The sequence below is a fragment of the Streptomyces sp. CMB-StM0423 genome, from assembly GCF_002847285.1.
GTDB lineage: Bacteria > Actinomycetota > Actinomycetes > Streptomycetales > Streptomycetaceae > Streptomyces.
The window spans coordinates 6,859,991-6,872,706 of record NZ_CP025407.1 but is presented as its reverse complement, the minus strand read 5'-3'; the positions used below and the strand labels follow the sequence as shown (position 1 = coordinate 6,872,706).

Sequence of the window (12,716 nt, the reverse complement as noted above, 5' to 3'; positions counted from 1 at the left end):
CCGGGTCGCCGCGCCCGCCCCGATATGGGCTGTCTGTCAGCTCCGGCGGTTGCCGAAGAGGGTGCGCCGCAGCTTCCGCAGCGGGGCGAAGAGGGAAACGCGCGCCATACGGCCCGGCTTCGCGGCCCTGTCCTCGCGTGCGGTCAGCTCACGCATCAGCATGGTGGCGCTGTCCGTGTCCCCCTGAGGGGCGGCGGGTCCGCCGAGCACGGCTAGATGCCGGTCGACGCGTGCCCGCGACGCGGTGCTCCCGCAGTTGATCGCAGGAACTCGCGCTTTGCCGCGCATTGCTATCTGGTCCATGACTCTCCCCACCCTTACGAGGGCTCCCGGCCCGGGCAGGCTAACCCTATCGTCTGCCTGCGTCACATGCGCATCCCCCACAAGGGAATCATCCCCAATTCCCGGCCCAGAACGCGGTCTTGACCTGGAGAACCGTTTCATCTGGCTGGAATACGCCCCTCGGCGGTGGATCGCCTTCCGCTTCTTCCGGTTCCTCCTCTTCCTCCGGTTCGGCCGGCCGGACGGCTACGGCGCCGGGGACGCGGACTCGGACTCGTCCGCGGGGACGTCGACCGACTCCGTGTACCAGGAGCCGTTGAGGGTGTCGTAGCCGTACAGCGGGCGGCCCTTGAGTGCGCTGGTGCGGAAGGGGGCGCCCTGGTCGTCGAGGCGTACGACGCCGGAGTCGTCACCGCTGCTCCACTCGACCTCCAGGTACCAGCGGACGTCGTAGTCCTCGGTGTTGGCATGGATGAGGAGGGACAGCGGATCGTCGTCGGTGACGCGGAACGGCAGCGCCGGAGGGTCCCACTTGTGCGTGGAGTCGCCGCCCTGCTGGGGCTTGAGAACGGGGCGGGGCTTGTCGAGATCGACGCGGTACGCCGCCTGGGTGATCTCGCCGCCGCAGCCGCTGGACATCGCGAACGCGCTCCACGGCAGCGGGGTGCCGGTCGAGGTCTTGCGCACGTGGACGGCGTTGATGGTCACGGGCTCGTCGCCGCGGGGCTCGATGGCGGCCTCGACGTTCGTGGTCCCGCCGTGGACGGCACCCTGGCTGGAGGCCCACGCCTCGGCGTCCTGCGCGATGGGCGGGGGCGGCACGTCGTCGGGCGACTTGTCGATGAGATAGCGGTGGTCGCAGCCGTTCGACCAGACGTGGGAGCGGACGGACCAGGCGAGGGGGGTCCGCACGGCGGGCGTGTCGCGGCCCGCGGGACCGGCCCCGCCTTTGCGGGGCTTGGCACCGGGGGTTGCCCCCGCCTCCGCGTCCTCGCCACCGCCGGCGGGCGAGGGCCTGCGCCGCTCGGAGGGCTCGGCGGACCGCTCCTTCTCCGCGGTCTCGCCTCCCTGCGCACCGCCGCCACCGCGACTCCCGTCGGCCACGACACCGCTCGCGGGCCCGGTCTCACCGTCGGCGCGGCCTTCGCCGGTGGACCCGCTGGAGGTGGCCACAAACGCCACAAGCGCAGCAGCCGCCACCCCCGCCCCGGGCACCCCCACCCGCCGCCACCGCCGACCTCGGCGGTCGGCCGCGGCTGTGGAGCCGTGACCAGGGCGCAACTTGCCGGCAAAACGACGCTTTTCGCCGGGGCCGGCACCGAGCGCCCCGCGGGCGGGCGAGCCGAGGGGGGCGGCAGGCGATGCGTCACCGGCGCCGCCCTCACGGGCGGCAGAGCCACGGGAGGAGGAAGCCGAAGGCCCGTCGGCGGCCGAGCCACGCGCGCCGGAGCCGCCGCGTGTGGCAGCCGCCCCAGCGCTCCCGACGACGGACGGCTCGACGGCGGAGCCCGTCGCGTCACCTATGTCGGCGCCCCGCGCGGCTGCACCGCCGAAGGCGGTGGGCAGGGCGGGCGGCGCGTCCGAGTCCGGCGCCTCATCGGCGCCGACGCCCCGGGCGGCTGCGCCGCCGGAGGCGGAGGGGCGTGCGGCTGAGGCCGTCCCGGCCGCGGCGGAGCCGCCAACCGCTTCGCTGGGTCCCGCGACCGCGCCGCCGTGCGTCGTGGAACCGGAGTTCCGGCCTCCTGGTGCATCCGCCGTCCGCGGCGGTGTCGTACCGCGGTCCGCGCCGGAACTCCCGTCCCCGGCCCGGCCGCTCCGGCCCTCCTGCCCATCCGAGACCCACGACGGCGTCGTACCCCGGTCGGCACCCGACCCGCGCCGGGCACCCGGCCGTGCTCCAGGCGACCGGCGGTCCACTCCTCCACGACCCGCGCCCGCCGCAGGCGCACCGCGGTCCGTGCCCGGCGTCGGCTCTCCCGCCGCCCACGACGGAGTCGCCCCGCGGCGGGTGCCGTGGGCGCGGTGCCAGCGGCGGTGGAGTTCGACCAGTTCTTCCGGGGTCGCGCCGCACAGGCGCGCGAAGCGTTCCGCAGGGGCGTAGCTCGACGGAACCGCGTCGCCGTTGCAGTAGCGGTGGAGGGTCGACGTACTCACGTGGAGGCGCGCCGCAAGCGACCCGTAGCTGCGCCCCGAGCGCTGCTTCAACTCGCGCAACAGCGCCGCGAATTTCTCCGTCGCCGCGTCTTTCACGTCCCGCCCCCGTTCCGACGCGTTCCACCCTAGTCCTGTCCGCGCTGGTCGGTGGCCGGATTCCCGTTCCAGTTTCCCGTTTCCACCGCGATCGCTTGCGGCCGGTTCCCTCCGGTCCGCAGGCTTGTCACCAGCACCAAGCCAAGCCCCAGCACCGAAGCGGCGCGGCGCCGGGCGGAGTACGGGGGTATCCGCTCGGCGCCGCGCGACGGCCTCCCGGGCCGGGTCGGTTCGCGGGCGGCTCCGGGTGCGGTCTGCGTACGTCGTCGGCTCGGCCCTTGGTGGGCCTCGTCGGCCGGGCCGTTGCGCGCCGACCGCCCGCCCGGCGCCGTACCCCGCGAGCACAACGGCCCGGCCCGGGTGACGAGGCCCCAGGTTCGGCGTGTACCCCCGAGGACCCGGACCGGGTCCCGAGCCCGGTGGGGTCCTACGCGCCGGCGTAGGCGGCGCGCAGCGCCTCTTCCACCGCGGTCAGCGCGGTTCCGTGGTCGAGTCCGAGGCGCTGCGCCCGCTGCGCGTACACCTGTGCGGCCGCGGCCGCCTCGCGCTGCGCGGCGTCGCCGGCGGCGGCCACGTAGCTGCCGTGCCGGCCGCGGGTCTCGATCACCCCGTCGCTCTCCAGCGCGCGGTACGCCTTGGCGACGGTGTTCGGGGCGAGGCCCAACTGCTCGGCGAGACCCCGGACGGTGGGCAGTTTGGTGCCGGCCGGGAGCACGCCACCGCGGGCCTGGGCCGAGATCTGGGCGCGCACCTGCTCGTACGGTGCCTCGGGCGCCTGCTGGTCGACGAAAATCTGGATGGTCACGGACTCATTGTGGTCCGCGGGGCGAAATTCGCACGACAGCGGCACCCCCGTCGCCGTACGGTGCGGCGCCATGAGTGTGCTCGTACGCGACTTCCGTCCCGAGGACGCCGACGCCGTCGCCGAGGTGCAGCGGGCGGCGGTGCCGTTCCTCGTCACCACCGCCGAGTCGGTCCGCTGGAGCGTGGCCTCGGCCCCGCCGGAGAAGCGGCTGCGGGCGCTGGTCGCCGAGGACGGCGGGCAGATCGTCGGCGAGTGCGAGGCGTTCGTCCAGTACGACAGCAGCACCCCGGGGCAGGGCATCGCGCAGCCGCACGTGCACCCCGGGCACACCGGCCGCGGCGCCGGCAGCGCGCTCGTGGCGGCGGCCGAGGCGCATCTCGCGGCGCAGGGCGCGACCACCGTCTACACCTGGGTGTACGACACGGAGCGCGACATGGGCTTCGCCGAGCGGCGCGGCTACCGCCGGGGACGTACCGGACGGATCCTCCACCTCGACCTGCGCGCCGCGCTCCCGCCGCGGCGCGAGCCGGCCGCGGGCGTGGAGCTGCGCGCCTTCGCGGACTTCGACGACCCCCGGCCGCTGTACGAGGCGGACGCGGAGGCGGCGCTGGACGAGCCGAGCGACACGCCGGCCGACGCCATGGCGTACGAGCACTGGCTCGACCACACCTGGCGCGAGCCGCTGCTCGACCACGACCTGACGATCGCCGCCCTGGTCGACGGCGAGGTGGCGGCGTTCAGCCTGGCGGAGACCGACGGGCGCGCGCGCTATCTGTCCGGGATGACCGGCAGCCGCCGGGCGTTCCGCGGCCGGGGGCTGGCGAAGCTCGCCAAGCACGAGTCGCTGCGGCGGGCGCGGGCGGCCGGGTACACCGACGCGTTCACGGGCAACGACAGCGACAACGAGCCGATGCTCGCGATCAACCGCTGGTTCGGCTACGAGCCGTTCCTGACCGAGCTGCGCTGCGTCAAGGACCTCTGAGGACCCCGCCTGGCGTCACGTCCCGCCCGGCGTCACGGCGGGCCCGCCGTCTGCGGCAGCACCACGGCCCGGTCCGGTATCCCCGGGTCGTACGCGAGGGGGTCGTCCGCCTCGTGCCAGTGCACGACGAACCTCTCCCCCGCCCGGTACGCCTCAAGCCCCGCCCGGCACGACGCCACCAGGTCGTCCGGCAGCGCGTCCAGCGGATACCAGCCGATCCCCGCGCACTTGTCCGGCTCCGCGTTCACCACCCGCGCGCCGGGCGGCAGTTCCGCGGCGAAGAACCACCCCATCCGGGACCGGCCCGCCGGCGGCTTGTGCTGCATGACGAGCGCCACCGCGACCTGCTCCGGGGCGAGCACGAGCCCGATCTCCTCGGCGGCCTCGCGCAGCACCCCGGACCGTACGTCCTCGCCGTCCTCCAGATGGCCGCTCGGCATGTTGAGCAGGCCGTCCGCGTAGCCCGTGCCGGCCCGGCGGGCCAGCAGCACCTCCGGCGCGGGGGCGCGCCGGAGGAGCAGCAGGTGCACGTCCACGATCTCCCGGTGGCGGTCGGGCCGCTCCAGCCGGGCCACGCGCTCTCGCGGTGCGCCGTCGGTCACTTCTGCACTCATGCGCCGATCCTCGCAGCCGCCACTGACAGGCGGCTTGGTGCTCAGCAGTCGTAGAGCGCGTTCCCGTGGACCGCCTCGCAGTAGCGCACGTGCAGGTGGTTGTCGTGGTTGGCGTACTGCGTGACCAGGCCCTCGGAGATCAACTGCGGATCGTTGAAGAAGATCAGCTTGATGTGCCCGGGGGCCGAGGCGCGGATGGCCTTGACCAGTTCACGGGTCGCCGCGCGGTCGTACGTGGCCGACTGCCAGGTGATCCGCCCGGCGGTGCACTGGGCCGAGTCCGTGCGGATCGGCCAGACGTCGAAGTCGAGCCCCAGCTCGTGGCTGGCGTGGCCCGGGATGTCGCCGCCGTGCTCGAACCCGCTGTCGCCGACCGGCAGCTTGCCGTTGCCGGTGCCGGCGAAGGACGCCGCGGCGGCCTCCAGTTGGGCGACGGCGGCGGAGGTGCCCCAGTGGGCGTTCGCGTTGCCGTCCGGGCTCTGGCCGCACATGGTGCTGCCGAAGCTGGTGTTCTCGTAGTGCCAGAGCAGGTTCTTCCAGGTGACGGGGCCGACGATGCCGTCCACGCCGATGCCCGCGTGGCCCTGGAAGGTCCGTACGGCCGCGGTCGTGGCGGCGTCGAAGGTGCCGCTGACCGTGAGCCCGGCGCCGCGCTTGGCATTGAGTGCGGCCTGGAGGGCCCTGACGGCACCGCCGGTGTCGCCCTGGCGGATCGTCGGGGTCAGCGCGCCCCAGGTCTGCGGTCCTACGATGCCGTCGACGCCGAGGCCCTTGGCGCTCTGGAGCTGGCGCACCGCGGTGTTCGTGGCGGGGCCGAACACCCCGTCGGGCGAGACCGAGACGCCCTGTCCGGTCAGCAGGTGCTGCAGCGCGAGGACGTCGGTGCCCCTGTTGCCGCTGCTCTGCGTCGGGAAGGCGGCCTGGGGGTACGCGGACGCCGGCGAGCCGAGGCCCAGGAGCAGGGCGGCCACGGTGGCGACCAGCGCGGCCAGCCGGAACAGCGGTCTGTGCTGCCGTTTCTTCGTTTTCTTCATCGCGTTCTCCTCCACGGAATCGCCGGTCACTTGCCTGCCTGCAGCGCGCCCCAGGTCGCCGGGCCGACGATGCCGTCCACGCCGAGCCCACGGCTGGTCTGGTAGTCGCGTACGGCCGTCTGCGTACCGGGGCCGAAGATGCCGTCGATGCCGACGGTGCGGCCGAGCGCGGCGGTCAGGGCGCGCTGGAGCCGGGTGACGGCGTCGCCGGTGGAGCCGTTCTGCAGGGTGGGCGTGGTGCCGCGGGCCAGCAGCGCGGTCCAGGTGCGGGGGCCGATGACGCCGTCCGCGGTCAGGCCCCTGGCGGTCTGGAACGCCTTCGTGGCGGTGACGGTGCCGGCGTCGAAGGTACCGGTCGGGGTGGCGCCGCCGGGGTCGTGTCCCGCGGCCTTCAGGAGGCACTGGGCGGCGTCGACCAGGGCGCCCGTCGAGCCGGAGCGGATAGTTCCGTAGGCGTTGAAGCTCAGGTTGGCGGTGGTACAGGTGACGGGCGGCGGGGTGCCCTGGCCGACGTCGAGGTAGTTGCGGTCGATGTGCAGGCGCTGGCCGCCGTACGTCTCGTAGACCTCGCCGACGTACTGGTGGATGCGCTGGTGGCCGGCCCAGTAGGAGTCCGGGACGTACGAGCCGGCGTCGGTGTCGGCGACGCCGTTCCACCACGCGAACCACAGGTGGTCCACGCGCAGGTAGCGGGCGTCGTCGTAGACGCTGGCCGCGTCCCGGATGCCGGAGGAGGCGCTGGAGTACAGGCCGGAGAGGTAGCCCTTGGCGTGCAGGCCCTCGGTCCAGCCGGAGACGTAGCTCATGACCGCGGCCTTGCAGGAGGCGGTGGAGGTGTAGCCCTCGATGTCGGAGTAGAGGGCGCTGCCGGCCGGGATGCCGAGACTCTGGGCGGCGGTCACCGAGGCGTTGGCGGCGCTGACGCCCTGGGCGCGGGCGGTGACGGGGTCGGCCGACATCTTGTTGGAGAAGCTGCTGCACGGCGCCTGCCGGCCGACGTCGATGGGGATGAGGTGCCAGCCCTTGTTCGTCTGGTTCGTCACCCAGCTCGCGGTGAGGTTGGGCTGCGCGCAGGCGCGGGTGGCGCCGGAGATGTAGACGCCCACGGCGCGGTACGGGGAGCCGGCGAGCCAGGCGTCCATCGCGGTCTGCGACGGCGCGGCGCAGGCGTCGAAGCCCTGGCCGCGGAAGTCACCGGGCTGCGGCCCCGCGGCGGCCGTCGGCTGCGCGGCGCCCCCGGACGGAGCGCCGGCGGCGGGCAGTTCTGTGCGCTCGGCGGCGGCCGTCAGCTCGGCGCCGGCGAGGACGTCGCGTACCAGGTCCTCGGTCGCGGGCCCGTGTGCGGCGGTGACCAGGACGCCCGCGTCCTCGACGGCCACCTGGATCGCGCCGTCGCGGGACTTCGCCGCGGGCGCCGTCGCGCGGCCGCGCGGGGCGACGGCGGTGGCCGCGGTGGTCTGCCGCGCGGCCCCGGCGTCGATCGGCTCCACGACGAGCCCTGCGGTACGGCCCTTGAGCCCCGGCGGGCAGGAGCTCTGGTCGCCGGGCTCGCCGACGTAGACGGCGGGGCGGTCGAAGCGGATGCACGCGCCCGGGTCCGCGGCGAGGTCGACGACCCGCCAGCCGGCCGGGACGGTGACCTCGTAACCGCGGTAGTCGACGGTTCTGCCGGTGTCGGGCGGGGACGCGGCGGCGGCCGGGCCCGCGGCGGTGAGCCCGCCGAGGGTGGCGAGGGCCGCCAGGCCGGCGAGCAGGGGGCGCCAGGACCCCGTACGGCTGAGTGACATCGCGAATCGCTCTCCTACTGCGGTGGGGGTCCGGGGAACTCCGTGCGGGCTCCGATCGCGGGACGGCACTTCGGCACGTGTCTACGCGATGGCCGGAGCGCGGCGGTTGCGCGACGGTTGCGCGGCCGCGGCCTGCCGCGACACGGGTGACCTCGACATGTACGGCCCAGGACAAAGAGACGGCAGCAGGCTCCTGCAACTTCCTTCCGTTCTCTTCCCGTTCTCCTTGGCATGCCCTTTTCCGGATGCCGTTGATGCTCGCTGGCGACCGGACAGCCTGGGCCACTATTCCGGTGGCCATCAGGCCGAGCGGAACTGCAAACGCGGAGCTGTGGCAGCCGGCGGGGCTGCGCTACTCCTCGGGGCGTCGAATGGAATCGTCGAGTTGTTCTCCGCGCTCGGGGGGAGAGTTCGGTGAAGCCCTCGCAGGAGCCATCCGGCCGATCCGCCCCGGCAGTGTCAACGCCTCCTGCGGCCCCGCCTCGGAGACCCTCGCAGCGGACGCCGCGAGACGAACCGGGAGCCCGTCCCGGATATCCGCGAGCCGAAATGGCCCGCCGACTCCGTCGCCCCACCCTCAAGCGTGGAGGCCGGTTTCCTTTGCGACGGCAGACCTCTGCGACCTACGATGATCCGGCGCGAACGGTGGTCGTCTGGAGCTGCCGAACGGGTAAGGGGGTTGGGCGGGTTGGAAGCCTTGGAGCCCGGGGATCCGCAGCAGGTGGGCCGATACCGGATCGCGCCGCGGATCGGCCTGGGCGGGATGGGTCAGGTGTTCCTGGCGCGTTCACCCGGCGGGCGGCCGGTCGCGATCAAGGTCAGTCCCCCGCTCCGTCCCTGCCTCCCCACCACCCCGTGACACCTCCACCGGCCGGAGTTCATCAGGCACCAACCCAGACCGGGAAACGATCCAGCCGGAGAAGATTCTCCCGCGGCAAAGCGTCGGCCCCCGGGCCCCGCGCCTCGACCGGCTTGACGCTGCACTACGCGGCGAATTCGCACCGGGGACTGGTCCGGGAAAGCAACGAGGACTCCGGTTACGCCGGTCACCGGCTGCTCGCCATTGCCGACGGCGTGGACGGCCAGGCCGCAGGTGGGGTCGCCGAGGCCCCGGGGCGCGAGGCCGGACTTGGTTACTGAGGTCCTTGACGATGAGGGGGATACCGACGGCGAATCCCGACCGCAGGCGGGGAACGACGGCGATTCCTGATCCGGACAAGAGTCGGGCGGTGCCCGGCGGACGAACCGGAGTCCTCGTCCCAACAGGCCCCGCCCCCGGGCTCCTGGGACAACGGCGGCACCGACCGGACCCCGTCGCACCGCGCTGGAAGCCCGCCCGCACGCCGGACGCGGGCCGACGGGGACTCTCGGCGATGGACGGGTGGCTGTCCGGCGGAGACCGGCGAAATGTCCCTCAGAAATCCCTGGCGCCCGTGCTTCCGATCAAGGGGTTCACATCATCGCAGCTCAAGGCGGTTGTCTCCCCGGCAGACCTACGCGACCTTGACATGTACCGCCCAGTACAAGGATGGTGACGCCGAAGCAGCTCACGACGACCGTGACCAGGGGACGGTGTGATGCGCTATCGGGTCCTCGGCAGGCTCGACGTCTGCAACGGCACGCGGTGGATCACGCTGAACGCCGCGAAGCAGCGTGCTCTGCTCGCCCATCTGCTCATCAACGCGGGCCGGTTCGTCCCCGCGGACGCGCTCATCGCGGAGCTGTGGGGTGACGACGTGCCGGATTCGGCCGCCAAGTCCCTCCAGGTCTACGTGCACCGGCTGCGCCGCGCCCTGGGCGGCGACCCGGAGACGTTACACACCCGCCCCGGCGGCTACGAGCTGGCCGTCGAGCCCGACGGCACCGACGCCGCCCGCTTCGCCACCCTGGCCGCCGCCGGGCGCGCGGAGCTGGCCGACCGGCGCCCCGCCGCGGCGGTGGAGACGCTGACGGAGGCGCTGGGGCTGTGGCGCGGCCCGGCGTTCGCCAACGTGCCCGCCACCGATGCCGTACGGGCCGAGGCCGCGCGTCTGGAGGAGAACCGGCTGACGGCCTGGGAGGACCTGGCCGACGCGAAGCTGGCCGTCGGCCGGCACCCGGAACTGGCCGCGGAGCTGGGCGCGCTGCTCGCGCAGCACCCGCTGCGGGAGCCGCTGTGGGGCCGGCTGATGCTGGCGCTGCACCGCGCCGGGCGGCGCTCGGACGCGCTGCGGACGTACGCGCGGGCCCGCCGGATGCTGGCGGACGAGCTGGGCGTGGAGCCGGGGGCGCAGTTGCAGGAGGTGCACGCGGCGGTGCTGGCGGGCGGTCCCGAGCCGGCACCGCGGCCCGGGGCCGCGGAGCGGCCCGCGTACTGTCAACTGCCGGCGCGCATCCCGGACTTCGTGGGGCGGCGGGAGCAGTTGGTGCAGGTGCTGCGGTGGCTGGGGCGGCCGGAGGGGGCGGCGGACCGCGAGGCCCCCGGCTTCGACGCGTGGCAGGTCGACGCGCGTCACCCCGCGCCGCGCACGGTCCTCGTCACCGGCGTCGCGGGCGCCGGCAAGTCCACGTTCGCGGTGCACGCGGCCCATCTGCTCCGCGACGCCTTCCCCGACGGCCAGTTGCACGCCGACTTGCGGACCGCGGCGGGCCACCCGGCCGACACCGGCGACGTGCTGGCCTCCCTGCTCAAGACCCTCGGCATGACCGGCGCCGGCATCCCCGAGAGCCTGGAGGAGCGGACCCGGCGCTACCGCGCGGAACTCGCCGACCGCCGCGTACTCGTCGTGCTCGACAACGCGGGCTGCGAGCGGCAGATCCGCCCCCTGCTGCCCGGCACCGGCGACAGCGCCGTGCTCGTCACCAGCCGCGCCGCCCTCGCCGGCCTCGAAGGCGCCCTGCGCGTGGAGCTGGGCCTGCTCAGCGACGCGGAGGCGCTGGAACTCCTGGCGCGGGCGGCCGGCGACGACCGTACCCGCAGGGATCCCGCCGTCGCCGTGCGGATCGCGGCGCAGTGCGGCAACCTGCCGCTCGCGCTGCGCATCGCGGGCGCCCGGCTGGCGACCAGGCGGCACCTGTCGCTGCCGCGGCTGGCGGACGCGCTGGCCGATGAGCGGCGGCGGCTGGACGAGCTGGTCGCGGGCGACCTGGAGGTACGGGCCAGCGTCACGCTGGGCTACGCGGCGCTCGACCCGGCGGCGCAGCGCGCGTTCCGGCTCCTGGGCCTGCTGGACGTGCCGACGGTGCCCGGCTGGGTGGTGGCGGCGCTCCTCGGCGACGCACCGGGCGCTGCGGCCGGAGACGGAGCGGGCGGAGACGGAGCAGCCGGAAGCGACACGGCCGGAAGCGACACGGCCGGAGGCGACACGGCACGCGGCGGCCGGCCTCCGGCCGATCCCGCGGCCCTCGCCGAGCGGTCCCTCGACGCCCTGGTCGACAACCACCTCGTCGAGGTCCACGCCCCCGACCCCGCCGCGGAACCCCGCTACCGCCTCCACGACCTCCTGCGCCTCTACGCCCGCGAGCGCGCCCACGCCCAGGAGCCGCCCGCCGAACGCGCCGCCGCCCTCGGCCGCGTCCACACCGCCTACCTCGACCTCGCCCGCCGCGCCGACGACGCCCTGTCCTCCGGCTTCTCCGGCCGGGTCAAGGTGCCGGCGCCCGGCCACAGCCCGCCGGCGGCAGAGGCGGCCCGGGTCGCGGCGGAGCCGCTGGCCTGGCTGGAGGCCGAACGGACCACGCTGCGCGCCCTCGTCCGCCAGGCGGCCGACGCCGGCGATGCGGGCACCGCGTGGCGGCTGGCGGCGGCGCTGGCGGCGTTCTTCGAGTCGTCCGCGCACTTCGACGACTGGCGCGAGACGCACCGTACGGCGCTGGCCGCGGCGACCGCGGCCGGCGACCGGCTCGGCGTCGCCGTCCTGCACCGCAACCTGGGCGAGCTGGAGACCGTACAGGACCACTATGGCGAGGCGGTGACGGCCTTCAAGCGGTCGCTGAAGGAGTTCGCGGCGCTGGACCGCCCGCGCGCGGTCCCCCGTGCGAAGCCCGGCGACCGCCCCCGCGACCCGGCACGCGACGGCCGTACGGACACCGGCGCCCACCACCCCGCCGAATCCGCCGCCGCGGCGGGCCTCGGCGTGCTGCTGCGGCTGCGCGGGCAGTACGCGCAGGCCGCCGCCTGTCTGCGCCGCGGCATCGAGCGGGCCAGGGCGGGCGGCAACGTGCGGTCCGAGGCGTACGCGCGCTGCGGCCTCGGCACCGTCCATCTGGAGTGCGGCGAACCGGGCGCCGCCCGGCGCGAGTTCGACCTGGCGCTGGCCCTCGCGCAGCAGGACGGCTACCGGCACGGCGAGGCGTCAGCCGAGCGCAACCTCGGCCTCGCCGACCTCGCCGTCGGCCGCGTGCACGCCGCGGCGGCGCGGATGCTGCGGAGCTGTGAGCTGGCGGTGGAGAGCGGCGACCGGGTGGGCGAGGTGCACGCGCTGCAGTGGCTGGGGCATCTGACGGACGTGGCCGGGGAGCCGGCACGCGGGGAGCGGATGCTCGACGAGAGCCTGGCGGCGTACCGGCGGTTCGGCGAGCGGTTCGGCGAGGCGCTGACGCTGCGGGCGCAGGCCGACCTGCTGCTGCACGCGCACCGGCCGGCGGAGGCCAAGGCGACGGCGCGGCAGGCGCTGTCGATCTGGCGGCATCTCGACACCCCGTACTGGACGTCGCGCACGCTCGACGTGCTCGCCGCCGCGCACGCCGCGGCGGGCGGCGCGGGGGGTGAGGTGGCGGCCGCCAGGGTACGTCGTCAGGCCTCGGCTCTACGCGCGTCAGTCGGCCTGCCCGCGGCCCTCCGGGCCCCCGTCGCCGCAGGCCGCCGCCTCGGGGGCCACCTCACCCCGCCCCTCGACCTGCCCCAGTCCTTCCGCACCCCGCGCGACCCGCTGCGGGTGGCGGCGGAGAGCCGCTGAGCCCGCGGCCGGCGGCGGGGTCGCC

8 protein-coding genes and 3 pseudogenes are annotated in these 12,716 nt (G+C 74.9%); 4 read left to right on the top strand and 7 right to left on the bottom strand.

Annotation, left to right across the window (positions count from 1 at the left end):
- Nucleotides 1-36: 36 nt before the first annotated feature.
- From CXR04_RS29870 to CXR04_RS29860, 4 genes and pseudogenes are all read right to left on the bottom strand, one after another.
- Nucleotides 37-303 carry a hypothetical protein gene (locus CXR04_RS29870; protein ID WP_078564210.1) on the bottom strand — a complete coding sequence of 89 codons (267 nt, stop codon included), beginning with the start codon at nucleotides 301-303 and terminating at the stop codon, nucleotides 37-39.
- A gap of 225 nt (nucleotides 304-528) precedes the next feature.
- Complete coding sequence (locus tag CXR04_RS36205; RefSeq protein WP_234380860.1) at nucleotides 529-1,455, bottom strand: hypothetical protein; 927 nt, start codon at nucleotides 1,453-1,455, stop codon at nucleotides 529-531.
- Between the two features lie 876 nt (nucleotides 1,456-2,331).
- A pseudogene (locus CXR04_RS36200) lies at nucleotides 2,332-2,532 on the bottom strand (helix-turn-helix domain-containing protein); the annotation flags it as partial.
- A 427-nt stretch (nucleotides 2,533-2,959) separates the two neighbouring features.
- Nucleotides 2,960-3,337 (bottom strand): GntR family transcriptional regulator, encoded by a 378-nt coding sequence (locus tag CXR04_RS29860; RefSeq protein WP_101425325.1) that lies wholly within the window; start codon nucleotides 3,335-3,337, stop codon nucleotides 2,960-2,962.
- Between the two features lie 70 nt (nucleotides 3,338-3,407).
- Between CXR04_RS29860 and CXR04_RS29855 the strand changes: the two genes are divergently transcribed.
- On the top strand, nucleotides 3,408-4,319 hold the full coding sequence (locus CXR04_RS29855) for a GNAT family N-acetyltransferase (protein ID WP_442802419.1): 912 nt from the start codon (nucleotides 3,408-3,410) through the stop codon (nucleotides 4,317-4,319).
- A gap of 32 nt (nucleotides 4,320-4,351) precedes the next feature.
- Here the strand turns inward: CXR04_RS29855 and CXR04_RS29850 are convergent.
- The 3 genes and pseudogenes from CXR04_RS29850 to CXR04_RS29840 all read right to left on the bottom strand — a co-directional run.
- A pseudogene (locus tag CXR04_RS29850) lies at nucleotides 4,352-4,942 on the bottom strand (NUDIX hydrolase); the annotation flags it as partial.
- 32 nt (nucleotides 4,943-4,974) lie between these two features.
- On the bottom strand, nucleotides 4,975-5,967 hold the full coding sequence (locus CXR04_RS29845) for a penicillin-insensitive murein endopeptidase (protein ID WP_234380554.1): 993 nt from the start codon (nucleotides 5,965-5,967) through the stop codon (nucleotides 4,975-4,977).
- A gap of 26 nt (nucleotides 5,968-5,993) precedes the next feature.
- Entirely contained in the window at nucleotides 5,994-7,754 is a 1,761-nt protein-coding gene (locus CXR04_RS29840) for a glycoside hydrolase domain-containing protein (RefSeq protein ID WP_101425322.1), read from the bottom strand.
- Between the two features lie 280 nt (nucleotides 7,755-8,034).
- Between CXR04_RS29840 and CXR04_RS36965 the strand changes: the two are divergent.
- The 3 genes and pseudogenes from CXR04_RS36965 to CXR04_RS29830 form a co-directional block, all read left to right on the top strand.
- Nucleotides 8,035-8,172: pseudogene (locus tag CXR04_RS36965) on the top strand (DUF6112 family protein); the annotation flags it as partial.
- Between the two features lie 554 nt (nucleotides 8,173-8,726).
- A complete protein-coding gene (locus CXR04_RS34990) occupies nucleotides 8,727-8,894 on the top strand; it encodes a hypothetical protein (RefSeq protein ID WP_159072404.1) in 168 nt (55 codons plus the stop codon).
- Nucleotides 8,895-9,331: 437 nt separating this feature from the next.
- Nucleotides 9,332-12,691: an AfsR/SARP family transcriptional regulator gene (locus tag CXR04_RS29830; RefSeq protein WP_101425320.1), complete on the top strand. Its 3,360-nt coding sequence runs from the start codon at nucleotides 9,332-9,334 to the stop codon at nucleotides 12,689-12,691.
- Nucleotides 12,692-12,716: the final 25 nt, after the last annotated feature.

Coding starts and splice junctions, on each gene's coding strand:
- CXR04_RS29845 (WP_234380554.1), bottom strand. CDS start 5,967: ATGAAGAAAACGAAGAAACGGCAGCACAGACCGCTGTTCCGGCTGGCC.
- CXR04_RS29830 (WP_101425320.1), top strand. CDS start 9,332: ATGCGCTATCGGGTCCTCGGCAGGCTCGACGTCTGCAACGGCACGCGG.
- CXR04_RS29840 (WP_101425322.1), bottom strand. CDS start 7,754: ATGTCACTCAGCCGTACGGGGTCCTGGCGCCCCCTGCTCGCCGGCCTG.
- CXR04_RS29870 (WP_078564210.1), bottom strand. CDS start 303: ATGGACCAGATAGCAATGCGCGGCAAAGCGCGAGTTCCTGCGATCAAC.
- CXR04_RS29855 (WP_442802419.1), top strand. CDS start 3,408: ATGAGTGTGCTCGTACGCGACTTCCGTCCCGAGGACGCCGACGCCGTC.